24 protein-coding genes and 1 pseudogene are annotated in these 25,525 nt (G+C 69.4%); 12 read left to right on the top strand and 13 right to left on the bottom strand.

Features of this window, described 5'->3' with window-relative positions:
• The first annotated feature begins 20 nt into the window (after nt 1-20).
• The 6 genes from ndk to proB all read left to right on the top strand — a co-directional run bounded on the left by ndk (nt 21) and on the right by proB (nt 7,939).
• Complete coding sequence (gene ndk / locus ACWEH3_RS15480; protein ID WP_039796656.1) at nt 21-437, top strand: nucleoside-diphosphate kinase; 417 nt, start codon at nt 21-23, stop codon at nt 435-437.
• Between the two features lie 470 nt (nt 438-907).
• On the top strand, nt 908-4,165 hold the full coding sequence (locus ACWEH3_RS15475) for a translation initiation factor IF-2 N-terminal domain-containing protein (protein WP_452358337.1): 3,258 nt from the start codon (nt 908-910) through the stop codon (nt 4,163-4,165).
• Nucleotides 4,166-4,496: 331 nt separating this feature from the next.
• A complete protein-coding gene (rplU, locus tag ACWEH3_RS15470; RefSeq protein ID WP_039796660.1) occupies nt 4,497-4,808 on the top strand; it encodes a 50S ribosomal protein L21 in 312 nt (103 codons plus the stop codon).
• A gap of 22 nt (nt 4,809-4,830) precedes the next feature.
• Nucleotides 4,831-5,097 (top strand): 50S ribosomal protein L27, encoded by a 267-nt coding sequence (gene rpmA / locus ACWEH3_RS15465; protein ID WP_355072289.1) that lies wholly within the window; start codon nt 4,831-4,833, stop codon nt 5,095-5,097.
• 122 nt (nt 5,098-5,219) lie between these two features.
• Complete coding sequence (obgE, locus tag ACWEH3_RS15460) at nt 5,220-6,674, top strand: GTPase ObgE (protein WP_355072291.1); 1,455 nt, start codon at nt 5,220-5,222, stop codon at nt 6,672-6,674.
• 122 nt (nt 6,675-6,796) lie between these two features.
• The gene (gene proB, locus ACWEH3_RS15455) at nt 6,797-7,939 is read left to right on the top strand and encodes a glutamate 5-kinase (protein ID WP_450025377.1); all 1,143 of its coding nucleotides are present in this window, start codon (nt 6,797-6,799) and stop codon (nt 7,937-7,939) included.
• A gap of 429 nt (nt 7,940-8,368) precedes the next feature.
• On the opposite strand, the gene ACWEH3_RS15450 is transcribed toward proB, so the two are convergent.
• The 3 genes from ACWEH3_RS15450 to ACWEH3_RS15440 all read right to left on the bottom strand — a co-directional run bounded on the left by ACWEH3_RS15450 (nt 8,369) and on the right by ACWEH3_RS15440 (nt 10,755).
• A complete protein-coding gene (locus tag ACWEH3_RS15450; protein ID WP_450025375.1) occupies nt 8,369-9,586 on the bottom strand; it encodes a hypothetical protein in 1,218 nt (405 codons plus the stop codon).
• On the bottom strand, nt 9,583-9,957 hold the full coding sequence (locus ACWEH3_RS15445) for a hypothetical protein (RefSeq protein ID WP_355072299.1): 375 nt from the start codon (nt 9,955-9,957) through the stop codon (nt 9,583-9,585). The genes ACWEH3_RS15450 and ACWEH3_RS15445 overlap by 4 nt, the downstream gene beginning before the upstream one ends.
• Before the next feature lie 93 nt (nt 9,958-10,050).
• Nucleotides 10,051-10,755 carry an ESX secretion-associated protein EspG gene (locus tag ACWEH3_RS15440; protein ID WP_450025373.1) on the bottom strand — a complete coding sequence of 235 codons (705 nt, stop codon included), beginning with the start codon at nt 10,753-10,755 and terminating at the stop codon, nt 10,051-10,053.
• Between the two features lie 241 nt (nt 10,756-10,996).
• Between ACWEH3_RS15440 and ACWEH3_RS15435 the strand changes: the two genes are divergently transcribed.
• On the top strand, nt 10,997-11,347 hold the full coding sequence (locus ACWEH3_RS15435) for a hypothetical protein (RefSeq protein ID WP_450025371.1): 351 nt from the start codon (nt 10,997-10,999) through the stop codon (nt 11,345-11,347).
• 42 nt (nt 11,348-11,389) lie between these two features.
• Here the strand turns inward: ACWEH3_RS15435 and ACWEH3_RS15430 are convergent, their stop codons facing one another.
• The 6 genes from ACWEH3_RS15430 to ACWEH3_RS15405 all read right to left on the bottom strand — a co-directional run bounded on the left by ACWEH3_RS15430 (nt 11,390) and on the right by ACWEH3_RS15405 (nt 17,740).
• A complete protein-coding gene (locus ACWEH3_RS15430; protein ID WP_450025369.1) occupies nt 11,390-12,484 on the bottom strand; it encodes a methyltransferase in 1,095 nt (364 codons plus the stop codon).
• 39 nt (nt 12,485-12,523) lie between these two features.
• Nucleotides 12,524-13,306 (bottom strand): MerR family transcriptional regulator, encoded by a 783-nt coding sequence (locus ACWEH3_RS15425; RefSeq protein ID WP_355072306.1) that lies wholly within the window; start codon nt 13,304-13,306, stop codon nt 12,524-12,526.
• A gap of 95 nt (nt 13,307-13,401) precedes the next feature.
• Entirely contained in the window at nt 13,402-14,907 is a 1,506-nt protein-coding gene (locus ACWEH3_RS15420) for a flavin-containing monooxygenase (RefSeq protein ID WP_450025366.1), read from the bottom strand.
• A gap of 11 nt (nt 14,908-14,918) precedes the next feature.
• On the bottom strand, nt 14,919-15,839 hold the full coding sequence (locus ACWEH3_RS15415; RefSeq protein ID WP_450025380.1) for a ferritin-like domain-containing protein: 921 nt from the start codon (nt 15,837-15,839) through the stop codon (nt 14,919-14,921).
• Between the two features lie 10 nt (nt 15,840-15,849).
• Nucleotides 15,850-16,752, bottom strand: coding sequence for an SDR family NAD(P)-dependent oxidoreductase (locus ACWEH3_RS15410; protein ID WP_356966479.1), 903 nt, complete (start codon nt 16,750-16,752; stop codon nt 15,850-15,852).
• A gap of 1 nt (nt 16,753) precedes the next feature.
• Nucleotides 16,754-17,740: an alpha/beta hydrolase gene (locus tag ACWEH3_RS15405; protein ID WP_397073281.1), complete on the bottom strand. Its 987-nt coding sequence runs from the start codon at nt 17,738-17,740 to the stop codon at nt 16,754-16,756.
• Between the two features lie 61 nt (nt 17,741-17,801).
• Here ACWEH3_RS15405 and ACWEH3_RS15400 point away from each other — a divergent pair.
• Nucleotides 17,802-17,984: pseudogene (locus ACWEH3_RS15400) on the top strand (GrpB family protein); the annotation flags it as partial.
• A 231-nt stretch (nt 17,985-18,215) separates the two neighbouring features.
• Here ACWEH3_RS15400 and ACWEH3_RS15395 read toward each other — a convergent pair.
• Together ACWEH3_RS15395 and ligD are read right to left on the bottom strand one after the other, a co-directional pair.
• Complete coding sequence (locus ACWEH3_RS15395) at nt 18,216-19,166, bottom strand: D-isomer specific 2-hydroxyacid dehydrogenase family protein (protein ID WP_450025363.1); 951 nt, start codon at nt 19,164-19,166, stop codon at nt 18,216-18,218.
• A 78-nt stretch (nt 19,167-19,244) separates the two neighbouring features.
• Nucleotides 19,245-20,213, bottom strand: a complete 969-nt coding sequence (gene ligD / locus ACWEH3_RS15390; RefSeq protein ID WP_450025361.1) for a non-homologous end-joining DNA ligase — start codon at nt 20,211-20,213, stop codon at nt 19,245-19,247.
• A 111-nt stretch (nt 20,214-20,324) separates the two neighbouring features.
• Here ligD and ACWEH3_RS15385 point away from each other — a divergent pair, with 111 nt between their 5' ends.
• The 3 genes from ACWEH3_RS15385 to ACWEH3_RS15375 all read left to right on the top strand — a co-directional run bounded on the left by ACWEH3_RS15385 (nt 20,325) and on the right by ACWEH3_RS15375 (nt 21,677).
• Complete coding sequence (locus tag ACWEH3_RS15385) at nt 20,325-20,567, top strand: hypothetical protein (RefSeq protein WP_356966471.1); 243 nt, start codon at nt 20,325-20,327, stop codon at nt 20,565-20,567.
• Nucleotides 20,564-20,872: a hypothetical protein gene (locus tag ACWEH3_RS15380; protein WP_450025358.1), complete on the top strand. Its 309-nt coding sequence runs from the start codon at nt 20,564-20,566 to the stop codon at nt 20,870-20,872. The genes ACWEH3_RS15385 and ACWEH3_RS15380 overlap by 4 nt, the downstream gene beginning before the upstream one ends.
• 100 nt (nt 20,873-20,972) lie before the next feature.
• Complete coding sequence (locus tag ACWEH3_RS15375) at nt 20,973-21,677, top strand: contact-dependent growth inhibition system immunity protein (protein WP_450025356.1); 705 nt, start codon at nt 20,973-20,975, stop codon at nt 21,675-21,677.
• A 26-nt stretch (nt 21,678-21,703) separates the two neighbouring features.
• Here the strand turns inward: ACWEH3_RS15375 and ACWEH3_RS15370 are convergent, their stop codons facing one another.
• Nucleotides 21,704-23,818, bottom strand: coding sequence for a RecQ family ATP-dependent DNA helicase (locus ACWEH3_RS15370; RefSeq protein ID WP_450025354.1), 2,115 nt, complete (start codon nt 23,816-23,818; stop codon nt 21,704-21,706).
• Nucleotides 23,819-23,967: 149 nt separating this feature from the next.
• Nucleotides 23,968-24,897: an alpha/beta fold hydrolase gene (locus ACWEH3_RS15365; RefSeq protein WP_450025352.1), complete on the bottom strand. Its 930-nt coding sequence runs from the start codon at nt 24,895-24,897 to the stop codon at nt 23,968-23,970.
• 107 nt (nt 24,898-25,004) lie between these two features.
• Between ACWEH3_RS15365 and ACWEH3_RS15360 the strand changes: the two genes are divergently transcribed.
• A complete protein-coding gene (locus tag ACWEH3_RS15360) occupies nt 25,005-25,484 on the top strand; it encodes a hypothetical protein (protein ID WP_450025350.1) in 480 nt (159 codons plus the stop codon).
• Nucleotides 25,485-25,525: the final 41 nt, after the last annotated feature.

Genomic DNA, 25,525 nt, shown 5'->3' with positions numbered 1-25,525 from the left:
TGCCGGATAGGCTGTGCGCCGTGACTGAGCAGACGTTGGTACTCATCAAGCCGGACGGTGTGGCCCGTGGCCTTGTCGGCGAGGTGCTGGCACGGATCGAGCGCAAGGGCCTGAAGATCGCCGCCCTCGAGCTGAAGCACGTGTCCGAGGAACTGGCCAAGGGCCACTACGCCGAGCACGCCGAGAAGCCGTTCTTCGGGTCCCTGATCGAGTTCATCACCTCGGGCCCGGTCGTCGCGGCCATCTTGGAGGGCCCGCGCGCCATCGCCGCGTTCCGCCAGATCGCGGGCGGCACCGACCCGGTCGAGAAGGCCGTGCCCGGCAGCATTCGCGGGGACTTCGCTCTGGAGACCCAGGAGAACCTGGTCCACGGCTCCGATTCACCCGAATCGGCCAAGCGGGAGATCGCCCTCTGGTTCCCCGAACTGCCCGCCTGACCGAGTCTCGATCGTCGTGCCCGCGCCGCCGCGAGACCCGCGTTCGCGCCGCGGGCGGGACCGAGTCGAGCGCCGATGGCGAACGCCCGGCGCGCGGTATGGGATACTGGCATCGGCTGCTTTCGACGCCGACTGTTCGTGCAGGTGCTCGAACGAAACGTGACGAGGGCAGCCGGATGACACCACGGTTCGATGCCGATCATCGCTGCCATGGACAAACGGCCTGGTCACCAGGCCCGCTGTTCGTGTAGGCACGCTGGATGAGCGCTCGCGCCGCGGAGTTCAGCCATACAGCCAGGCGCCGCGTGACCAGTTAGCCCGACCGACGCACAACCGAGGAGATAACCGGGCACGCGGGGCGAGACCACTTGATCTCGCGCCCACCGGGTGCGAGTCGAACGGACAGCGCCCCCGCGTCGGCCGCGTCACTCCCGCCGGGAGGGACGCGCCCGGGGGCCCGAGGAGACTTCGTGGCCGATCAAGAGCCGCTGGAAACAACATCACAGGATGCCGAACAATTGCCGGAGCGAATCCGAGTTCACGCACTCGCCAAGCTGCTGGGGGTAACGAGCAAGCGCATCCTGGCCAAGCTCACCGAGATGGGGGCGGACGCGCGCAGCGCCCAGTCGAACGTCGACCGAGCCGTCGCGGAGTCCGTGCGCGACGCCTTGGGGACGGTCGAGGCGGACGCCGCGGCCGAGCAGCCCGCCGCCGGGCAGGGAGAAGCCCCCGTACCGGCGCAGCCGGAGGAACGCGCGCCCACTCGGCCGTCCGTGGCCGGGCAACCGGCTCCGGAACAGCCGAGGCCCGCGGCCGAACGACCCGCGCCTGCCACGCAACCGCCGGCACCCGCCGGTGACGTTCCGTTCTCCGGTGCGGGCGTCATCTTCTCCGCGCCGGACACGGTGTCCACCGCGCAGCCGCCGCTCACCGCCCCAGCCAACCACACGCAGCTGTTCACGCACTCGGTGCGGCCGGAACCGGAGCCGGTGGCTCCTGCGGTGTTCGAGTCCGCCGCCGTCGTGCAGGCGCCGCTGTTCCTGTCGCCGGACGCCGCCTCCGCCGAGGAGGCGCGCAAGCAGCGCCGCGCCGAGCGTGCGGCCCGCCGCACCGACGAGCAGGCTCCCGAGCCCGTCGAGGACGAGACCGAGGACACCGAGGACGAGCGCGAGTCGTCCGATCAGCACGTCGACGCCGAAGGCCAGCCGCGACGCCGTCGCCGTGGCCGCCGGGGGCGCGGTCGCGGCCGGGGCGAGCAGCAGTCCGATGGCGACGGCGAGGGCGAGGACACCGAGACCGACGACGAGTCGGCTCCCGCAGCCGCCGAGTCCGCCGAAGCCACCGAGGCGGCGGAGTCCGCCGAGACCGCCGAGGGCGAGGGTGAGGACGAGGACGGCGTGCCGGAAGGCTCGAGCCGCCGTCGCCGTCGCCGCCGTCGGCGCAAGGTGGCCGGTGACTCGGGCGAGAACGAGCCCGCCGACGACGATCCGCCGAACACGGTCGTGCACGAGCGCGAGCCGCGCAACAAGAGCCGCGGCCGCGTAACGGTCGACGAGGTTCAGGGCATCACCGGCTCCACCCGGCTGGAAGCCAAGCGGCAGCGCCGTCGCGACGGGCGCGAGGCGGGCCGTCGCCGCCCGCCGATCCTGACCGAGTCGGAGTTCCTGGCCCGGCGCGAAGCGGTGGACCGCGTGATGGTCGTGCGCGAGAAGTCGTTCCCGGATCACCCCACCGCGACGCAGGTGGCCGTGCTCGAGGACAACGTCCTGGTCGAGCACTTCGTGACGAGCACAGGTTCCGCGTCCATGGTGGGCAACGTCTACCTGGGCAGGGTGCAGAACGTGCTGCCCAGCATGGAGGCCGCGTTCGTCGACATCGGCCGCGGCCGCAACGGCGTGCTGTACGCCGGTGAGGTCAACTGGGAGGCCGCCGGGCTCGGCGGCAAGGAGCGCAAGATCGAGCAGGCGCTCAAGCCGGGCGACCAGGTGCTGGTCCAGGTGAGCAAGGACCCCGTCGGCCACAAGGGCGCCCGGCTGACCACGCAGATCAGCCTGGCCGGGCGCTTCCTGGTGTACGTGCCCGGCGGCACCTCCACCGGGATCAGCCGCAAGCTGCCGGACACCGAGCGCAAGCGCCTCAAGGAGATCCTGCGCGACATCGTGCCCGCCGACGCCGGTGTCATCATCCGCACTGCCTCCGAAGGCGTCAGTGAGACCGAACTGGCCCGCGACGTGGAGCGGCTCCAGGCGACCTGGCGGACCATCCAGCAGCAGACCGGCAAGGACGGCAACGCGCCCAAGACGCTCTACGAAGAGCCCGACCTGTTGGTCAAGGTCATCCGCGACCTGTTCAACGAGGACTTCTCGAGGCTGGTCATCGAGGGCGACCGGGCCTGGAGCACGGTGGAGAAGTACATCGGCACCGTCGCGCCGGACCTGCTCGCCAGGGTCTCCCGGCACGAGAACAACGGCGTCGACGTGTTCGAGACCTACCGGATCGACGAACAGCTGGCCAAGGCGCTCGATCGCAAGGTGTGGCTGCCGTCGGGCGGCACCCTGGTGATCGACCGCACCGAGGCCATGACGGTGATCGACGTGAACACCGGCAAGTTCACCGGCGCGGGCGGCAGCAACCTGGAGGAGACGGTCACCAGGAACAACCTGGAGGCGGCCGAGGAGATCGTGCGCCAGATGCGGCTGCGCGACATCGGCGGCATGATCGTCGTCGACTTCATCGACATGGTGCTGGAGTCCAACCGCGATCTGGTGCTGCGCCGCCTGACCGAGGCGCTGGGCCGGGACCGCACCCGCCACCAGGTCTCCGAGGTCACCTCGCTGGGCCTGGTCCAGATGACCCGCAAGAAGCTGGGCACCGGCCTGGTCGAGGCGTTCTCCACCACCTGCGAGCACTGCCACGGACGCGGCATCCTCGTGCACAGCTACCCGGTGGAGCCCGGCTCCGGTGAAGAGCCCGCCGCGCGCACCCGCGAGAGCGGTTCGCGCAGGCGTCGTGGCCGGGACAAGGGTGCCGCGGCGGCTCCTCAGCCTGCCAACGGGTCCGGTCCCGCGGCCGAGCACACCGAGGACGACGCGGCCGTCAAACGGGCGCATCCGGTGGCGCTTGCGATGGCCGCGCACCAGTCCGAGGATGCGCCGGAAGCGACCGCGGACACGTTCGCCGAGCCGCAGGTCGCGGACACGGCCGAGGCCGCCGAAGAGCGCGTCGTCACGGGGACCGTCGAGGCCGCGGTGGCGGTGCCCGCCGAGGAGCCGGAGACCGAGCCCGCCGAAGTGGTCGAGGTCGTCGAGCAGGTCGAAGAGGCCGAGTCGGTACCGGCGAAAGAGCCCGCCTCCGAGCCCGTCGGTGCGTCCGTCTCGGATGCCGCGCCGGAGCCGGTCGAGGCGTCTGCTCCGGTCGCCGAGCCGGAGCCGGTCGCCGATACCGTCGCGGCCGCCGAGCCCGTCGCGACGACCGAGAACGGTGCCGCCGCCAACGGGGTGGCCGAGCCGGGCCCGAGCCGTCCGGCTCGTCGCCGGAGGGTTGCCCGTTCGGCCGCCGCGCCCGCCGCGGACAGCTCCGGTGCGGTGTTCGTGCTGCCCACCGGAGACCAGGCGCCCGCGCCCGCGGTCGACTACTCCCAGCCGGAGCCGGTCGAGGTGCCGCAGCGCAACCGGCCGCGCAGGCGGTCGGTCGGCCGCCCGGCGGGCGCGCCGGACGCCGCGAACTGAGTTCTCGCCTACGCCACGTGGCCCCCGCCGGTCCTTCCGGTCGGGGGCCACGGGCGTTCCGGCAGCGAACGCGCGGCAGGGCCGCGGTGCGCGGGTGAACGCCGGTTTGGTCGTCGCGGTAGCCGTCCTGTAATCTTGGACAGTCGCTGCCCGGTGACAACATGTTTTGTCTTCGTGGCCCGGTTCTCGACAGTTCGATACCGAGAGCCACCAGGTGCCGAGGCGGTGGCGATTACCAGACCAGTCGTGTGGCGGTTTCCGGTGGATTCAGACCGGAGGTGTCGCCGCGTGAACGAGTGCCGAGCACTATAGGAAGAAGGGCAGCCGACCGATGGCAACGTACGCGATCGTCAAGACCGGCGGAAAGCAGTACAAGGTCGCGGTCGGTGACCTGGTGAAGGTCGAGAAGATCGAGGGTGCGCCGGGTACCGCCGTGGCGCTGGATCCGGTTCTCGTCGTCGATGGCGCCGAGCTGACCACCGACGCCGACAAGCTGGCCAAGGTGTCCGTGGCCGCCGAGGTGGTCGAGCAGACCAAGGGCCCGAAGATCCGCATCCACAAGTTCAAGAACAAGACCGGCTACCACAAGCGCCAGGGACACCGTCAGCCGCTGACGGTCCTGAAGGTCACCGGCATCAAGTAAGACATCCCGAGGAGAACCAGCTATGGCACACAAGAAGGGTGCGTCCAGCTCCCGGAACGGACGCGATTCCAACGCCCAGCGACTCGGCGTCAAGCGCTTCGGCGGCCAGTCGGTCAAGGCGGGCGAGATCCTGGTGCGTCAGCGCGGCACCCACTTCCACCCCGGCGTGAACGTCGGCCGTGGCGGTGACGACACCCTGTTCGCCCTGGCGGCGGGCGCGGTGGAGTTCGGCACCAAGCGTGGACGCAAGACCGTCAACATCGTGACCCCGGAGCCGGTTCAGGCCTGACCGCCGAACCACTTCCGGATATACAGCGAGCGGGTCAGGGTCTCGGAACCCTGGCCCGTTTTTCGTGTTCGCGAACGAGCAGCCCTCAGTACGACCAGTCCCGAAGGAGGATGATTCGGCGTATGTCCAAGTTCATCGACCGTGTCGTACTGCATGTGCGTGCGGGTAAAGGCGGCCACGGATGCGCCTCGGTGCACCGCGAGAAGTTCAAGCCGCTCGGCGGGCCGGACGGCGGTAACGGCGGCAACGGCGGAGACGTCATCCTCGAGGTCGACTCCAACGTGCACACCCTGCTGGACTTCCACTTCCACCCGCACGCGAAGGCGGGCAACGGCAAGCCGGGCGAAGGCGGCAACCGCGACGGCAAGCAGGGCGTCGACCTGGTGCTGAAGGTGCCCGACGGCACCGTGGTGCTCGACGACGACGGCAAAGTGCTCGTCGACCTGGTCGGCACCGGCAACCGCTTCATCGTCGCCCGCGGCGGCCGCGGCGGACTCGGCAACGCCTCGCTGGCGTCGAAGGCCCGCAAAGCGCCGGGTTTCGCGCTGCTCGGCGAGGACGGCGAAGAACTCGACTTGGTGCTCGAACTGAAGTCGGTCGCCGACGTCGGGCTCGTCGGCTTCCCTTCGGCGGGCAAGTCCTCGCTGGTCTCGGTGCTCTCGGCGGCCAAGCCGAAGATCGCCGACTATCCGTTCACCACGCTGGTACCCAATCTCGGCGTCGTCGCCAGCGGTGAGACCACCTTCACGATCGCCGATGTGCCCGGACTGATCCCGGGCGCGAGCGAGGGCCGCGGACTCGGGCTGGACTTCCTGCGGCACCTGGAGCGCTGCGCGGTGCTCGCCCATGTGGTGGACTGTGCCACGCTGGAGCCGGGCCGCGACCCCGTGTCCGATGTCGACGCGCTCGAAGCCGAACTCGCCGCCTACCAGCCGGCGCTGAGCGCGGACGCCGGGCTAGGCGATCTGGCCGACCGCCCACGCGTGGTGATCTTGAACAAGATCGATGTACCCGACGCGGCCGAACTGGCCGAGATGGTGACCGCGGAGTTCACCGAACGCGGCTGGCCGGTGTTCGAGATCTCCGCCGTGAGCCACGTGGGCCTGCGTCCGTTGACCTTCGCCCTCGCGGATCTGGTGCGCCGCTACCGCGAGGAGCATCCGCAGGCAGCGCCGAAGCGCCCGGTCATCCGCCCGATCGCGGTCGACGAGACCGGATTCAGCGTGCTCGCCGACCCCGAGGAGCCGGGCGGCTTCATCGTGCGCGGTACCCGGCCGGAGCGCTGGGTGCGGCAGACCCAATTCGACAACGACGAGGCCGTCGGCTATCTGGCCGACCGTCTGGCGCGCCTGGGCGTGGAAGACGAGCTGGTGCGGCTGGGCGCGGAGCCGGGAGCGCCGGTGACCATCGGCGACGTGACGTTCGACTGGGAGCCGCAGATCTCGGCGGGCATCGACATGGTGCCCACCGGGCGCGGCACCGACATCCGGCTGGAGCAAACCGACCGAGTCAGCGCGGCCGAGCGCAAGCACGCGTCTCGGGTGCGACGCGGTCTGGTACAGGAAGACGAGGAGTAGGACGTGGACCACGGTCGAGTCGCCGTGCGCCCCCGGTTGGCGCCGTGTCCGGCGGACTCGATCGTTCGCGGCTGGGTCCCGACTATCGTGGATTCGATTGTGGTGCAGGGAGTTCGGTGGCGATGCAGGTGAGGTCTATCAGCGCCGAGGCGGATTCATCGGGCCTGAGCGAGGCGCGGTTGGCGATCGCGGCGGCGCGCCGGGTCGTGGTGAAGATCGGTTCGTCCGCGCTGACCAGCTTGAAGGGCGGCCTGGATACCGCGCGGCTGGATCGGCTGGCCGACGCGGTGGAGGCGCGGATGCGCGCCGGATCCGATGTGGTGGTCGTATCCTCGGGCGCCATCGGCGCCGGCATCGCGCCGCTGGGCTTGACCAGCCGTCCGCGTGACCTGGCGACCAAGCAGGCCGCGGCGAGCGTCGGGCAGCTGGCCCTGGCGCACGCCTGGGGCACGTCGTTCGCCCGCTACGACCGCACGGTCGGGCAGGTGCTGCTGAGCGCCGACGACTTTTCCCGGCGTGAGCACCACCGCAACGCGCAGCGCACCCTCGATCGCCTGCGCTCGCTGGGCGCGGTGGCGGTGGTGAACGAGAACGACACGGTCGCGACGGAGGAGATCCGTTTCGGCGACAACGACCGGCTCGCCGCGCTGGTCGCCCACCTCGTCGGCGCCGACGCCCTCGTGCTGCTGTCGGACGTGGCGGGCCTCTACGACGGTGACCCGCGCAAGGGTGCGGCCACGCTGATTCCCGAGGTGCGCAGCAGTGCCGACCTGGACGGCGTCATCGCGGGCAGCGGCGGCGCGCTCGGCACCGGCGGCATGGCGTCCAAGTTGTCGGCGGCGCGACTGGCCGCGGACGCGGGCGTGCCGGTTCTGCTCGCCGCCGCTTCATCGGCGGCCACCGCGTTGTCCACCGGCACCGTCGGCACCGCGTTCGCCGCGCGGCCGGTGCGGTTGTCCGCCCGCAAGTTCTGGGTCCGGCACGCCGCGGACAGCCGCGGCACGCTGCTCATCGATGACGGCGCGGTCCAAGCGGTGGCGCACCGCCGCAGGTCGCTGCTTGCGGCCGGGATCGTGGGCGTCCGTGGCCGCTTCTACGGCGGCGACGTGGTCGATCTGGTGGCTCCGGACACTCGCGTTGTCGCCCGGGGCGTCGTCGAATACGACAGCACCGAACTGGCGGGCATGCTCGGCCGCTCCACCGCCGAACTCCCCGACACGATGCAGCGCCCCGTCATCCACGCCGACGACCTCGTGAAGGTCTGATCAAGGGTCGTTCGATAGGCCACCGGTACGACCGAGAGGCCAGGAGCGGCCCCACGAGCCGTGCCATGTCGAGGGCCGACGGTCGCGGGCAGCGGTGCCGATCAGAACGGCACCCGATCCCTGGGCGCGACTTGGTCTCGGTTCGCGGTGCTCGAACCGATGCGCGTGACCTAGCGATGCACCGGGCATCCGCCGCGCGCACCTCTGATGGTCCGGGCGAACGATATCCGGCGTCGGCTGGGACCGTGATCTCGTCGTGGGAGCCGCTGTGAGCCGAGTCGGGTGCCGCTCTGCGGCTCGGGCAGATCCGGACGAGTGACCGTGGTGCCTTGTGGCGGTCGAGGTACCTGACCGCCACAAGGAGCGCTGTCGACGGTTGCCGATGTGCCGGGGAGTGGCTCGTGTTGCGGAGAGTCCGGTGACGGGCCCTCAGGACGGGACGACGCCAGGTTGGTTGGTCGTCGGAATCTGCTGCTGGCTGCCGTCCACCGGCCCGGTGACGCCTGGCTGGCCGTTCGGATCGGGCATCGGTACGGCTGGAACGGGAGCCGGTGCCGGTGGCGGTGCCTGCGGCGGGCTCGGCGGCTGCGCAGGGGCTGGGGCCGGGGTTGCGGGCGGCGGCGCGGACGAACTCGGCGGCTGCGTCGGTTCCGGGGCCGGAGGTGGGGGTGGCGGGCTCGGTGGGCTCGGTGGCAGAGGTGGCGCGGACGAACTCGGCGGTTGCGTCGGTTCGGTAGTCGGCGGGGGAGGGGCCGACGAACTGGGCGGTTGCGTGGGCGTCGGAGTCTGTGGCGACGGAGCGGGACTCGGCGGCGCGGTCGTGGACGGCGCCTGCTGTGTCGGCTCGGGTGTCGGCGTGGGCTGCGGCGTCTGCGTGGACGGCGCTTGCTGCGGCGGCGGAGCCTGCTGGGTGGGCGGCGCCGAAGGCGTCTGCTGCGGATCCGGCTTCGGCGTGGGCGGTGTCGAATTATGCGACGGCGCTGGCGATTCCGGTGTGGCGGGCGCGGGTTGCGTTGTCCCCGGCGACCATTGGTTGTTCGGCGATGTCTGCTCGGGCGCCGAGTGTCGCGGCGTGCCGGGGGAGACCGCCTGCGGCGCGGACGGCGCCGTGGCGGCGGGTGGTGCGGGCAGCGCGGGCACCGCGGATCCCGCCGTGGAATAGGCGGGTTTGTAGACCATGTTCATCGCGAGTACGGCCTCTTGGCGCAGCGCCTCCTGTGCCATTTGCGCGTCGATGACGTGCGCCGCCTCCAGCAACTGCGCGATCGCGCCGACCGGTCCCGCAGCGCCGGGCGGCGCCACCGCGAGTTTCACCGCCTCGGCGGCCGCGGCGACCCCGCCGAGGCGGGCGCCCACTTGACCGAGCACCGCGGCCAGCTCGTCGGCCGACGCCGCGATGCTGCGTGCGCAAGCCTGAGCGGCGTCGGCGGCGGCGCCTTTCCAGTCCGCCGCGTCCATCACGCGATCCACGCCGCTGTGGGTGAGTGGGAACGATGTGGTGAGCGCGCCCGCGGCGTCGAGCCAGATGGTCGACGCGTGCAGCACCTGCGCGGGATCGATCTGCTGTGTCTTCGCGTAGATCTCGTCGTGCCGCATCGACTCGAAATGCTCCATCGAGTTGATGTAGGTGGGATCGGAACCGGTCATCGGGGCAACCTCGTCCGGACCGCGCGCAGGGCGGCGGCGCTCGCGGCGTCGGCCTCTTCGAACAGTCCTCCGCTGATCAAGAACGCTTCCTTCATGCGGTAGGCCGCTTCGATGTAGTGGTCGAGCAGCGCCGCCGCGTCACGCGCTTTGTGGCTGAATCCCGCCTGCAACTGCTGGGCGGAGACGAATCCACCGAAACCGCCTAGATCCGCGGCGGATTCGAGACTCTGCTGTAGGTGGATCAGCCGATCGGCCTGCCGTTCGTACATTTCGGCGCACTGCCGAGCCGCCGCCGGATCGAACTGGACGGTCCCGGCCTGCGCGGCCTCCTTGAATCGGGCGATATCGGCTCGGCTGGTATCGATCGTCATCGCTCACCCCTGAGATCGGTCGGTCCGCCCCAGACTAACCGGAAGCCCAGCGCCGGGTCAGCAATAGTCGGCGGCAGCCGTCACGAAAGTGGGCTATATCGGTATGCGCTTTTGCAATTGGGTCGCGATCTGATCGGCGGAGGCGGGCGCGATGCGCACCTCGTCGCCCGCTTTGATCAGGTATCTTCCGTCGTCGCGCACATCGATCCAGGTGTAATGGATCGGCGGGGGCTGGGCCGGTCGATCGAGCCGCGATTCGATCCTGATGTGGCCCTCGGCGGTATGCGGCTCCAGCAGCAACTTGCGAATCCGCGGCGCTGCTTGCTGCCGCGCGGTCACGGTCTCTCGGTCGCGCACGGCGGCCCCGGACGCGACGCGAGCGGGTTCGCGGCCCGCGGGGGTCTTCGGCAGCAGCGCCGCGATCCGCCGGCCCAGTTTGGCGCTGTGGCCGATCGAAATGCGCACGCGGCCACCGAAATCCGGAATCGCGCCGGGTTCCTGCACCGCGAGCACGGCGCGATCGTAGATGGCGGCGGCCAGCAACCGCAGTTCGCCGCCCGGCTGGTGGGTACCGCCGATCGCAACGATCCTGGTATGCGGCCTGGCCAGAATGCGCAGACAGGCCGACAGGTCGGGGTCGGAGCCCAGCGGCAGCCGCTCGGTGAGGGCGATGCGCAACTTCTCGGCGTCGTCCTCGGTTCTGGGCGTCTCCAGGATGCGCAGCGGGTAGGGGTGGCGATCCAGGTCGGTCTCGCGCCAGATATGGGCGAACTCGTCCGGAGTGAAGGTCCATTCCACGGCCGAATCACATCCTCACCGAACCAGCCAATGCTGTTCGTAGCCTAGCGGTCTCGACGCCGGACCGGGGAACTCCCGCGCGGGGACGCCACGGCCTCGCCTGATGGGATCGATATCCACCCTGGAAAAACAGTGGTCGTGCGGCGGTGTCGTGCTCGACCGTTCCGTTCGATTCTGCTGAAATAGTGGAAAGGCACGGCAACGACCGGGTAGGGCTGAGATCTGCCGAGGAGGTATTGCGGTGCACGCCATGATGCGGCGAGTGGGCGCGGGAACCGTTCTGTTGTTCCTCGCGGGTGGCCTCGCCTGGGTCGGAGCCGGCTCCGCCGCAGCGGAGCCCGCGGGCTGCTATGTCGACCGTGGCGTCACGGACGCGGCTGCCTTGTGCCACAGCGGTGAGGGAGCGTCGGTGCTGGAAGCCGAATGCCTCGGTTTCTTCCTGCCGTCGGAGCGGTCCGGGCCGGTGTTCGGCTACTACAGCGGCTTCGAGTCGCGGCAGACGCCGGTCGGCAAGCCGATGCGGGCCACCTGTGTGTCCGACGGCGCCGTGGGGATCGCCACGCTGGCGTTCGTCGTCCCGGCGACGTCGTAGCGCCGCCGATCGGCAACGCGTTCGGCGAGGAGGTTTTTTTCATCAGCTCGGCCTGGCCTCGAGCACGTTGTCCGGGGAAGCCGTCGGTACGCGCCGGATCAGCGTGAATCCGTTCCGGGCGAGGAAGTCGCGGTACTCGGCCTCGGTGCGTTCCCGTCCGCCCGCGTTGACCAGCATCTCCAAGTCGATGTACTTGCTCGGGTGCGGTGCGGTGTGTTCGGGGACGACCAGTTCGACGATCAGCAACCGGGCGTCGGGTTCCATGGCCGCGCGTACCGTGCGGAGGATGCGACCGGCGTCCGGTTCGGCCCAGTCGTGCAGGATGTGCTTGAGAATGTAGGCGTCGCCGCCCCTGGGGACGCTGTCGAAGAAGGATCCGCTCTCCACCGCGCAGCGATCGGCGAGACCGAGCGCAGCGAGCCGAGCGGGGGCCGCGGCCACCACTTCGGGCACGTCGAACAGAATGCCACGCGATCGTGGTGCGCGGCGCAGGATCTCGGTGAGCATCGTCCCTTCGCCGCCGCCGACATCGACCACGGTCGCGTAGCGGCCGAAATCGTAGGCGGCGAACAGCGGCTCCATCGACAGGGTGCCGATGCTGGTCATCGCGCGGTCGAACAGCACGCCGAGTTCCCGGTCGTGCTGGACGTATTCGAAGAACGGCATCCCGTCGAGCTTCACGCCGACCGGTTCGCCGGTGCGCACGGCGTCGACCAAGTGCGACCAGTGGTTGCGGTGCCCGGGCGAACCGAAGAACAACACCGCGTCGCGCAACGACACGTCCGAGTCGCGGCACAGGGCTCGCGCCATCGGCGTCAGCGCGTACCGTCCGTCGCGCCGTTGGGTGAAGATGCCGTGGCTGATCAGCAGGCGCAGCAACCGCCGCAGCGCGTCCTCGTCGGCGCCGACCGCCGCTGCCAGGTCCGCGCCCGACCGCGGCCCCGCCGCGAGTGCGTCGGCCACGCCGAGCGCCGCGGCGGCATGGATGGCCTGCGTGATCCATCCGGCGGCGATCAGTTCCATCAGCGCGAGGTGCCCGGGCACCAGCTTGCGGAACGCGAAGGCCAGGGCGGCGCGCACCGATTCGACGGCCCGTACCAGCGGCAGCGGCGGAATTCTCGGTCGGTCGGACGCCACGGCGACTCCATCCGTCGAAGGTCGGCACTCTGCGCTTGTCTAGGAGGGTACGTCGCGCCCGGATTCGCTGCGCTGTTTCTCTCGCTCGGCGGCGGTGGCGAGATAGTCGCCGAGTTCGCGGCGCAGCGTGACGTCCAGCGAGCGGGCGAGCGTGGCGTGCACCGAGGCGACCGCCAGCTCCCGCATCTTGTTGAGCATCGTTGTGGTCTCGGCGATTTCGCCGCTGGTGTCGGGCATCCAGCCGGGACCGTGCTCGTCGATGATGTGCTGTTTGGCGGCGGTGATCATGATGTGCGTGATGTCATCGATCCGGTCGGCCACCTTGGCGTAGATCTCGATGAGCGTGCGCAGTTCCAGGCCGTACTCGTGCAGTTCGGCGAACGAGGTGAGCAACTGGGTCTCGGTGAACACCACCGTGTCGCCCTCCAGCCGGACCAGCCGCATCTCGCGCAGCCGGTCGACCAGCTCGTCGGCGTCGGCGCCGAGGATGGTGCCGATCAGCTCGCGGGGCACCTCGAAGGTCTCGTCCTTGGCCCAGGACGCCGTCACGGCGTGTTGCAGACCGAGTACCTCGGTCAGGTCCTTGCCGGTCTCCCAGCTGGTGATGAAGTCGGCGATGTGCGCGGTGGTGAAGCCGCGCTGTAGCAGCGCGTCGATCAAGCGCAGCCGCTCGAGGTGCGCGTCGTCGTAGATGCTGGCCCGGCCGTCCTTGCCGACCGGCGGCGGCAGCAGCCCGCGTTCCTGGTAGGCGCGCACGTTGCGGGTGGTGGTGCCCGCGGCGCGCGCGAGGTCATCGATCCGGTACTCCGGCGTCGACCTCACCTCCCTCGCTGCCCACGGCGCCGAAGGACCGGCGGCGCGCTGTAGAACTCCCTGCGGACCGAGTCTATCGTCCGCGCCGCCGGCGCCCCCGGCACTCAGGAAACCCGTGCCACTCGTTGTCGCCGCTGGTCGGCGGTCGATTCGACCACGAGGTAGTCGTCGAGATCGACCTTGCGCAATTGATGGACGTACTGGGTGGCGAAGCCCGGATACATGGTCGCGTTGAAGCCGTCCTCGGTGAGATACCAGCTGTGGCATCCCGAGTTCCAGGTGGTGGCCGACAGTCTCCGCTGAATGGCGGCGTTGTAGCGGTCCTGCCGGTCGCGCCGCACGTCCAGCATGCGCAGGTCCCGATCCAGGATGACGCCGATCGCGCCGACGAGGTAGTCGATCTGAGCTTCCATGTAGACCAGCGCCGAGTTGTGTCCCGGGCCGGAATTGGGCCCGAACGTGAGATACAGGTTGGGATATCCGGAAACCGCGACGCTCTTGTAGGCGTAGGCCCCGCGCGACCACTCGTCCGCGAGAACCCGGCCACCGCGTCCGACCACCGGAACGGGCGTCCCGGTTTTGGAGACGTCGAATCCCGTCGCGAAGACGATGCAATCCGCCTGGTGCTCGATGCCTTCCGCGGTGCGGATGCCGTGCTCGGCGATCCGGGCGATCGGCCAGGTGATCAACTTGCAGTTGTCCCGCTGCAGGGCGGGGTAGTAGTCGTCGGTCATCAGCAGGCGTTTGCAGCCGGCCCGGAAGTCCGGGGTGAGCTGGCGGCGCAGCCATGGATCCTTGACCTGCCTGCGCAGCTGCGCCTTCCCGACCAGCTCGACCACCCTGGTCAGCGGCGTGTTCCAGACCACGCCCAGCGCTACCGACTCGTGGCCGTAGAACCAGGCGCGCCGCGCCAGTTGCTCGGCGGCGGGCAGCCGACGGTAGAGCTCCTTGGTCAAGCCGTTGGTCTGCCGATTGATCCGCGGCAGCACCCAGCCGGGCGTGCGCTGGAACACCTTCACCGAGGCGGCCTTGTCGACCAGTTCCGGGATGATCTGGACCGCGCTGGCGCCCGTGCCGACGACCGCGACCCGTTTACCGGTGAAGTCGTAGTCGTGATCCCAACGGGCGCTGTGGATCTTGTGTCCTCGGTAGGTCTCGATGCCGCGGATGTCCGGAAGACTGGCATTGGCCAGCGGGCCGGAGGCCAGCACGACGGTGCGGGCGAGGACCGGGTCCGCGTGGCCGTCGATCGAGATCTCCCACACTCCGGCCTGCTCGTCGAACACCATGCCGGAAACGTTGTGGCCGAACCGGATGTGCGGACCGAGCTGGAACTCCGCTGCCATCGCCTCGATGTAGCCGAGGATCTCGTTGCTCCCGGAGTAGGTGCGCGACCAGTTCGGGTTCGGCGCGAAACTGTAGGAGTACAGCCGCGACGGAATATCGCACGCCGCGCCGGGATAGGTGTTGTCGCGCCAGGTTCCGCCGATCGCGGTGCCGCGCTCGAGGATCGCGAAATCACGGATTCCGCGTTGCTTCAGCCGGATGGCCGTGCCGATTCCGGCGAATCCGCCGCCGATGACGGCGACGTCGAGGGTATGCGTACTCATCGGATTCCCTGTCATGCCGCGGGCTCGTAGGTCAGTTCCTTCGACCAGGTCGGGTTGTTGCGCAGCAGCGCCTTCGGCACCAACCCGGTGATCTTCACCAGCGCGTCGGCCACGAGGTGGTACGGGTGTCCGCGGTCGATCACCCAGCTGCCGTGCGTCTTCACGATCTGGTACATCGGCAGCCTGCGGGCGAAGTCACTGCGTTCGCCCACGTTCGCGTACCGCTTGAGCGCGCCGTAGAGCTTCTCCTCGTCCACGCCCATCGCGACGATGTTGTCGCGCATCTTGTTCAGCAGCGGCACGTAGCTCAGCACGCCGATGATCAGCGAGGGCTTGGCCCAGCCGCCGACCAGGTCGATGAGCAGCTTGCGCGTCTCCGCGTGTCCCAGCAGGTCCATCACGGCGAAATCGACCGCCAGATGGCGGGATTCGTCGGAGTTGATCTTCTTGAACGCCTCCTGGCAGACCGGGTCCTCGATCTCGTCCATGATGAACTTGATCAGTGCGCCGTCGAGCGCGACCTCGAGCATCGGGATGACGGTGCCGAGGAACGACAGCGACATGTCGTCGGAGTACTTGTCCAGGAAATCGATCACCAGCTTGACGTTGACGTTCGGCTGCGGGATCTCGTCGCCGTCGAGCATGCCCCACCGACGCATCAGCGCCAGCTCGGCGTTGGCGTGCTTCTGCTCCTCGGCGTGGAAATAGCGGTAGATCTCGCGCAGCGTCTCGCTCGGCGCCTTCTTGGCCATCGCCGCGAAGCCGCGCGCGCCGACGTTCTCGATCCACATCAGATCGGCCATGAACGGCTTGAGCTTGGCGTGCAGTTCCGGCGTGATCGTCTCGGCGCCCGGAGCGTCCCAATCGATGTCGGCCAGTGCCCACTGGCGGTCCTTGATCTTGCGGAGCATATCGTCGAAGTCCATCGCGATGGCGGCCATGTCAGACTCCTGTCTTGTCGGTGACCGACGTGCGGTCGGTGGTGGTCGAGTCCTCCTGTGGCAGCAGCCGCTCCAGGAGCCCGAGGGCAAAGGTGTATTGCGCGGGGAAGTACCGCTTGAGCAGCCAGACGACGTGCGCGTCCAGTTGGGGGAGTACGTAGAGCTGCCCGCGGTCGTGCGCGTCGAGGGCGGTGCGCGCGACGCGCTCGGGGGAGAATCCCGTCCAGCGCATGAGGAAGTCGGCCAGCTGCGCCGATTCCTTGGTGATCCGGCCGTCGCGCGCGACGTTCGTGCGGACGAACGTCGGGCACAGGACGGTGACCGCGACTCCGGAGCCGCTCAGCTCGGCGGCCATGGTCTCCGACAGCGACAGCACGCCCGCCTTGGACACGTTGTAGGCGGCCATCGAGGGAGCGGCGGCGAATCCGGCGGCCGAGGCGACGTTGATGATGCCGCCGCGCCCGGCCGTGCGCAGACGTGGAGCGAACACCTCACAGCCGTGCACGACGCCCCAGAGGTTGATGCCCAGGGCCCACTGCCAGTCATCGAAACCGATGTTTCCCACGGCTTTTCCGCCGATGCCGACGCCGGCGTTGTTGATCACCAGGCTGACCGGGCGGTCGAAAATTGTTTCGGCGAAGCGGGCCAGCAACTCCACGTCTTCCCGTTGCGCCACGTCGCAGCGGAAGGCATGCGCGGCGCCCGGGTGATCGCGTTCGATCAGGGCGACCGTCTCGTCGGCGCGCGCCTCATCGATGTCGGCGCAGATCACCCGTCCGCCGCGGGCCGCGATCTCCAGCGCGAACGCCCGGCCGATGCCGCTGCCCGCGCCGGTGACCACGGCTCGCGCGCCGTGCGTGCGCCGGGTGCGGCCCAGGGCCACCAACTTGTCCAATCCGAACATCTCAGCTCACCTTTTCCGTGCCGGAGGTAGCGACCAGCGCCGCGCGCAGGAAGTCGGCGGCGCGGGCGAGAGCCTGGTCGGCCTCGGGCACCACCATGGGAAGGGCCTGGAAGACATGCAGCTGTCCAGGCCAGATCTCGAGTTCGCAGCTGCCACCCGCGCGCCGGACCATTTCGCACAGCGCCTGTGCGTCGGCGCCGAGCATCTCGGTGCCGCCGACCTGCACCAGGATCGGCGGCAACGCGAGACCGTGCGGGATGGCAAGCCGTAGGCGCGCCGCGTCGGCGGCGTGGCCGCTGGTGTAGGCCGCGGGCAGCTTGCTCGCGGCGGCGGCCGAGATCAGCGGATCGGTCCGGACGCGTTCCCGCTCGGCCGCCAGGCTCAGGGTGAGGTCGAGCAGCGGGGAGAACATCGCCACGGCCGCGGGCTGCGGCCGTCGGTGCCGCCCGTTCTCGACCAGCAGGTCCAGTGCGAGATGCCCACCCGCGGAGTCGCAGGCGATCACCAGGTCTTCCGGGGCGATGCCACGGCCGAGCAGCCAGCGGTAGCCCGCCTCGACGTCGTCGGCCGCGGCCGGGAACCGGTGTTCGGGCGCCAGACGATAGTCGGAGAGGAAGACCGGGAGTCCCGTCTCGGCCGACAGCCGGGCCGCGAGCCCGCGATGGGTGCGAGCCGAGCAGATCACGTAGCCGCTGCCGTGGATGTAGTAGACGGCCCGCGTCCCGAACGGCACTCCCGCCGCCCGAACCCATTCACCGCGCACCGCGCCCGACCGGACCTGAGTGACGGAAGTGCCCGCCGGAACTGGACCGCCGACGGCCATCAGGGTGGCGATGAGCTTACGTGCGAACCAGACACCCGGCGGATTCATCGGAACCGCGCAGTTCAGTGGACGCAGGGTGAGCCTGGTAGCTGCCGCGGCCACAGTGGCGCGTGCCGAGGGCGCGGTGGGAACACCGGGAACCGAGGTCCTCGTCGACCTTGTCATGCGCTAAGAATCAGTGATGAATGTGCCAGTTGTCAATGGCACATTTATAGAAGGCTGATTTGTGCCCGCGGCTGAGGCGGTCATCGACATCCTGCTGCTTGTTCCGGATGCCGCCGCCGAAGTCGCCTATCTATCAGCCCTCGAGGCTGCCGGGTATGGGCTGCGTATCCGGCAACCGGACTGGTACCGGCATCGCTGTTTCGTTCGTCGGGTGGAGAGCGGCGCGCGGTGGAACGTGAATCTGCATGCGCTCTCGCGGAGGGCCGGAGTTCGAGCGGATTCTGGCCTTCCGCGACTGGTTGCACGCCCGAGGACGATCGTGCGTATTACGCGCGGACCAAGCGGGAACTGGCGCAGCGTGAATGAAAGTTCGTGCTGCACTAGCCAATGCCGAGAGCGGAGTCATCGAGGAAATCCTCGGTCGAGTGTTGTTCGGCTGACGCACTCTAATGTTGTTGCGCGCGAAGTACCTTCGTCAGTACCCGAGCGCGGGATCGATCGGTGCGAGGAGCGGCCGGCGTTCGATGAAGCGCTCGACGTTCGCCTGGACGTGGTCGGCGAAGGCCGCCAAGCGGAGTTGGGGCGGATTCGAATCATGCGGGGTGATAATGGCATTCGGCAGCGACCAGAGCGGATGGCCCGTCGGGAGCGGCTCGGGGTCGGTGACGTCGAGTCCGGCACCGCCGATCGCGCCGGAGCGCAGCGCGTCGACCAGTGCGTCGGTGTCGACGAGGCTGCCGCGCGCGACGTTGACGATCCAGGAGGACGGCTTGAGCCGCGCGAGTTCGTCCGCGCCGATGAGATGCCTGGTGGCGGGCGTGGCGGGCGCGGCGACCACCACGTGATCGGTGTGCGGCCAGACCCGGCCGAGATGCTCGGCGGAGATCGTCTCGACCGACGGGGGGATGCCGGGGCCGGTGACCGGCCGTCCGCTGCGGTTCACGGCGATGATGTGCGCGCCGAGCGGCACCAGCATCGGGATCAGCGCGCGGCCGATGCCGCCCGCGCCGACGATCGTGACGGTCTTGCCGCGCAGCGTGCCGACGTGGGGAAAGAAGTCCTGCTGCCGCCAGTCCGCCGCGCGCAGGTGCTCGGGCAGGTAGCGGACCCCCGCGAGCAGCAGCATGAGAGCGTGCTCGGCCACGCTGGCCGCGAAAGCGCCTGCGGCTGAGGTGAATCGCACACCGGGATGCCTGGCGATGACGCCCGCGGCGAACCATTCCTCGATACCGGCGGCCGGGAGCTGCACCCATTCCACGCCTGCGGGCAGTCGCTCCGGGAACTCGCCCGGGCCGCCGACCCAGATCAACCCTTGCGCCTCGTCGAGATCGGAGACTGCGGCGCCCGCCTCCACCACAGCCTTCTCCACCAGCGTGGGGGGAGGATCGGCGGGGGCGATCGCGATCGTCACTGCAGGCCGGTTCATGGTTGGACCTCCTTCGGAGCAGTAGGACGTGGTCGCGAGCGGGTGGACGTTGCGACCGTAGCACCGCCGGGCGCGGCGCTAGGCCCCGCTCTGCTCGTCGTCGAGCTCCACGTCCACCTTGTCCCGCTCGGCCCACTCCAGGAGAGGATCCAGGTGGAACACCGCGTCATCCATGCCCGCGTGCAGATCGCCGAGTTCGGCGAAGCGAGCGGGGACGGAGAACATGGTGAAGTCGCGCGGATCGATGTCGGGAATCTCGTCCCAGCGTACCGGGGTGGAGACCGTCGCGGCGGGGACGCCGCGCACCGAGTAGGCGGCGGCGATGGTGTGATCGCGCGCGTTCTGGTTGTAGTCGACGAACAGCAGCTTCGGGTCGCGATCGCGCCGCCACCACGTGGTGGTCACGTCATCGGGTGCGCGGCGCTCGACCTCGCGGGCGAACGCCAGCGCCGCCCGGCGCACCTCCTGGAAACCCCAGTGCGGCGCGATCCGGACGTACACGTGCAGGCCTTTGCCGCCGGAGGTCTTCGGCCATCCGACGGCGCCGATCTCGTCGAGGATCTCTCGCACCACCGCCGCCACCCGCCGCACCCGCGACCACGGGCAGTCCGGCATCGGGTCGAGGTCGATGCGCCACTCGTCCGGACGCTCGGTATCGGCGGCGCGGGAATTCCACGGATGGAACTCGACGGTCGACATCTGCACCGCCCAGATGACGTCGGCGAGCTTCTCGACGCACAACTCGTCGGCGTGCCGTCCGTAGCGCGGGAAGTACACCCGCACAGTCGGAATCCAGTCCGGCGCGCCCGCGGGAAGCCGCTTCTGATGCACCTTTTCGCCCGCGAGTCCTTTGGGGAACCGGTGCAGCATGCAGGGCCTGCCGCGCAACGCGTTGACGATGCCGTCCCCGACGCTCAGGTAGTACCGCACCAAGTCGAGCTTGGTCGCGCCGGACTCCGGGAAGTAGACGCGGTCGGGGTTGGAGACTTTGAGCGTGTGATCGCCGACCTCTAGCTCGATCGCCGACCCGGTGGATTTGCTGGCCACGGGTCGACTGTAGTGGCCGAGCCGAAGGAAATCCGCGCACGAACGCGCGCCGCCGCGACGGATGTCCCATACCGGTCCGCGGCGCCGCACCGCTCTGGTATGCATACAAGTATGAGCAAGGCGACGCGCGTGACCGTCACGCTGGATCCACAGGTGGCCGAGTGGGCCAGAGCGGCCGCCGATCGCCAGAACCGCAGCCTGTCGGCGGTGATCAACGCCGCGCTGCGCACCACGCTCGTGCACGACAGCCTGACCGCGCTGACCATCGACGAGGAAGCCGAACTGGCCGCCGCCTACGACGACGTGGCGATCACCCAGGCCGCCGCAGACGACGACGCCGACGGCGCCGCATGAGACGCGGTGAGGTCTGGCGCTACGCCCCGACCCTCAGCGACGGCACCCCCTTCCCGCGGCGCATGACAGTGGTGCTGGTGTCCGATTCTGCGGTGATCACTTCGCGCTATCGCTGGTTGCAAGTCGTTCCACTGCGCGACGCCGACCCCGGCCACGTGCTGGCCACCCACACCGAGCACGGCTGGGCCGACACCCTGAAACTGCACCGCGCCTACCGGCCCTGGCTCACCGAACACCTCGGCGTGCTCTCCGTGGAGGAAACGGAATCCCTGGACGCGCGCTTGCGGGCGACGTTGAGTCTGTGACTTCGGCCGCGACTTCGTCGCGACGTTTTCGTGGGCACGGAGACGTCGGTGCGGGCAGGATGCCGGGATGAGGTCTTCGGGTGACGACGAGTCGCTGATCTTGGGGCTGATCAACGAGTTCTGGGTGGCGGTGGAGCGAGGGATCCCTCGTGAGATGGCTGCGTTGATGTGCGCCGAGGAAGCCGAGCAGTTCTTGGACAATGTGCCCGATCCCGACTATGACGACCCTACTGGTGAGCCGATCGGTGAGCCTACTTTCGAGGTTTCGGGCATCCGCCTCTTCGGAGATGTCGCCTTCGCGCGAATCATCCATTCACCGGAGAACGTCGCTACTCTCTTTTTCCGGTACGAAACCGGGAGATGGACGGTGTGCGCGGACGCTGACGAGGACCTGTCGTTGGAGCAGCTCGAGGACGACGTGTGGCCCACGATGCCTGCGGATGCGAGCGGTCTGACGTGGACTCTGTACGAGTTGCGGCGCAAGCCGATCGGGCGTCTGACCGACGAGGACGTTCGTTGTCTTCTGCAACAGAACGAAGGCGTCGATGTCCTACTGCCGCGTGTGTTACACCAGTTGCAGTGGAATCCGCTGGCCGGAGGCGACCTTTTTCCTGGTGACCTGCTGGTCGCGGCGCTCCGAGTCGGCCAGGAACATTGGAGGCGGGACCCGGTCGCGGTCACTCGCATACGAATCGTCATCGACGAGATCCGTGACCTGGGGGATTTGACCGAACACGGTGCGCCGCACGAAGAGATCTGGAACCGCATCACAGATTTTCTGATCGATCTGCCCGGCAACAACTAGCAGCACGCGTTCGCTGGGTGTCGCCGTTATGTCGGTGTGGCCAAGGCGAAGGGGAGGATGGCGGCGGCGCCGGCCGCTCGGAGGGCGTGGGCGGCGACGGTGAAGGTCCAGCCGGTGTCGGTGATGGCGTCCACCAGCAAGATCGGGCCCGGTACCCGGGTCAGGTCGGGGATCTCCCAGGAATCGAAGAGTCCGGCGACGCGATGCGCGGAGTTCGCCGCCGAGACGGGCGGTCGGTCCGGGCGGGTGCGCAGCGTGCCGAGGTCGTGCAGGCGGCCGACGTCGGCGAGGCGGGCGGCGAGGGTGGCGGTGAGCACGGGGTGGCGTGGCGATTCCAGGGCGAGCACCGAGGTCGGGCGGGCGGCCCAATCCCACTCGCGCAGAACGGCGACGCAGGCGTCGAAGACCGCGTCGGGAACCGGGTCGTCCGGGCCGTCGAGCAGCGCGCGCAGTCGCTGCCCCCAGCCGAGGTCGGTCAGCCTGCCGAGAACACGACCGGTCTCGGCTCCGCCGGAGATCTTGCCGGACAACGGGATTCCCAGCTTGGCCATACCGGTGGGCCACTGCTTGCGCGGCGCGAGGTCGAGGCCGGGACGATCGAGCCGGGCCTTGGTCGCGGCCACCGCGTCGGCGGCGACAGTGCGGTCGGGGCGGTGGCCGGTGCAGTTGTCGCAGCGGCCGCAGCCGGGCGAATCCGTGGACAAACCCGGGTCGTCGAGCTGGCGACGCAGGAATTCCATGCGGCAACCGGCGGTCGATTGATAGTCGATCATGGCCTGCTGCTCGGCCTCGCGGGCGATGGACAGGCGCTCGTACCGTTCGGTGTCATAGGTCCACGGCCGGCCGGTGGCGATCCAGCCGCCGCGCACGCGGCGCACCGCGCCGTCCACGTCGAGCACCTTCAACACCATCTCCAGCCGGGAGCGGTTCAACTCCACCAGCGGTTCCAACGCCGCGGTGGACAACGCCCGGTCGGAGTCCAGCGCGTCGAGGACGGCACGCACAATGTGCTCCCGGGGAAAGGCGACGGAGGCAAAGTAGCTCCAGATCCGCGCGTCCTCGGGGCCGGGAAGCAGGATCACCTCGGCCCGGTCGGTGCCGCGCCCCGCGCGTCCCACTTGCTGGTAGTAGGCGATGGGCGAGGACGGCGCACCGATGTGCACCACGAATCCCAGATCGGGTTTGTCGAAGCCCATGCCGAGCGCGGAGGTGGCGATGAGCGCCTTCACCTCGTTGTTCAACAGTGCCGCTTCGAGCGCCTCGCGTTCGGCCGGGTCGGTCTGGCCCGTATAGGCGGCGACGGTGTGGCCGTGTGAGTTCAGCACGTCGGCCAGATCGTGCGCGGCGGCGACGGTGAGCGTGTAGACGATGCCGGAGCCGGGCAGCCGGTCGAGGTGCCCGCCGAGCCAGGCGGTGCGCTCCACGGCATCGTCGAAGCGGACCACCGACAGGTGCAGCGACTCGCGATCCAGCGTGCCGCGCAGCACCAGGGTGTCGGTGCCGATCTGGGTGGCGACATCGGTGACCACCCGGTCGTTGGCCGTCGCGGTGGTGGCGAGCACCGGGACGTCCGAGCCCAGGTCGGCGATCAGCGTCCGGATGCGCCGGTAGTCCGGCCGGAAGTCGTGGCCCCAGTCCGACACGCAGTGCGCTTCATCGATCACCACCAGCCCGGCGTCGGCCGCGAGCCGGGGCAACACCTGATCCCGGAAATCCGGGTTGTTCAATCGCTCCGGGCTGACCAGCAGCACGTCGACCGCACCGGCGGCGACCTGTGCGTGGATCTCGTCCCACTCGGTGACATTGCCCGAGTTGATGGTCGCGGCTACCACTCCCGCGCGCTGCGCCGCCGCGACCTGGTTGCGCATCAGCGCGAGCAGCGGCGACACGATCACCGTTGGCCCGCGCCCGGCCCTGCGCAGCAGCTTGGCGGCGATGAAATACACCGCCGACTTGCCCCAGCCGGTGCGCTGCACGACCAGCGCCCTGCGCCGCCGTACGACGAGCGCTTCGATCGCGGTCCACTGATCCTCCCGCAGCGCGGCTCCAGCCCCGGCCAGCTCGCGCAGCAGCTGTTCGGCGTGCTCGCGCAGGTCGGGGGCCGTGAGGTCGATCGGAGACGCGTCGGTGGCCGTGGTCATGCGGTCCATCGTGCCCGACGCCACCGACAGGCGGCGCCGGGGCGCCGGTGCGGCGATCGGTCAGCCGCGCGCGGCGCCTTCCGGCCACACGATCTCCACCGGCACGGCACTCGCGGGGGCGGGTGCGCATCCTCGACGTGAGGCCGTGATCAGGCGGATCGCGCGGTAGCGGCCGCCAACTCGGCCAGCCGGGCACGGACCAGATCCGGACGTTCCTCGAGAATGAAGTGGCCGCAGCCCCGCACCGGTTCCAGGCGGTAGTCGTCGGCCCGCGCGGTCTCCTCGGCGGCGAGCGAAGGATGGACCGCCGCGTCCTCGACTCCGAACAGGGTGCGGATCGGAATCTTCGCTCGACGTCGTTCGCCGTGTCCGGCCGAGCGCGGAACTTCGCGCAGCAGGAAAGTGCGGTAGGTGTCGGTCGCGGTGCGGGCGCAGACGGGGTCGCGGAAACGGTCCGCGTAGACGCGAATCGCCTCGGGTCCGAACTTCTCGCGATCGCGTACGGCGCCGGCGAAGACGAGGTCCAGGAAGCGGGTGTGCTGGTGCAGGTAGGTGCCGAACGCCGCGACGGCGGGTTGATACAGCAGGAACCGCCACGCGTGCGGGAGGAAAGTGCGCGGCGTCTGCCACGGGTGGGCGATGTTGAGCGCCAGCAGCGCGTCGAATCGCTCCGGCTCGCGCAGCACGAGCAGGTGGGCGATGTAACCGCCCCAGTCGTGGCCGACCAGCAGCACGCGCTTCAGGCCGAGCGCGTCCAGCAATGCCAGCAGGTCGGAGGCGACGTCGTCCTTGGCCCAGCGGTGCGGCGCGGGACCGGACCAGCCGTAGCCGGGTAGGTCGGGCGCGATGATCCGCAGTCCGTCCGGTGGGTCGGCGAGCAGGTGACGATAGGCGTAATGATGCTCGGGCCAGCCGTGCAAGGCCAACACGGGGCGGCCATCCGTCGGCCCCGCCTCGGTGACGTGGAAACGCACCCCGCGAGCGGTGGCATAGGAACGTCGCACGCCGGGGATCTCCGGCGGACCGGCCGCCGGGTCGGACCCGGGAAAGGGTGAGAAGAACGAAGGCCGCCAGGGCATATCCGATGGTATCCAGTACGCCGCCGAGACATCCAGAGCGAAACAGCTCCCGGCGATGGACAATGAAGGCCTGAATCCCCGGCGCGGGGACCGGGGAGGAGGCAGCGGTGTCGAGCCACATTCAGCCGCCCGCGGGGTGGGCTCCGCCGGGCGCCGAGTTCCGGACCGGCAACAACGTCTCGCGCACTATGACGGGCACGCTCGTCTGCTTGATGGTGACGCCGATCGGGATCGGCTCGGCCGCTCATGGCGGCCTCGGCACCCGGCAGTGGGTGATCCTCGGGGACGAGGGGGACCGCTGGAGCTCGAACGCCCAGATGATCGGTGGTGCGTTGCTGTTGTTCCTGGTGGCGCTGCTGGCCGCGTACTCGCCTGCGGGCACTGTGATCGCGGGCCTGGTGTGGGGTCTGCTGCCGGGCGCGGTGCAGTTGTTCTTCCCTCATGACCTCTGGCGTCTGATCGAGCAGGCGCCAGGGCTGTCGGAGGAATGGAGTCTGGCCCTCTACAACTGGGTGCTCAACGGATGGGGGCTGGTACTCGGCATGTTGCTCATCGGAGCCGGGTTCGCTGCCACCCTGCGGCGCTGACCGCGGCTGCGCACCGGGCGAGTCGGTCCGCCCGGCGCGCA

It is taken from the genome of Nocardia sp. NPDC004718 (assembly GCF_053601535.1).
The sequence above is the reverse complement of the archived record's forward strand: the minus strand, read 5'-3'. Positions and strand labels throughout refer to the sequence as shown.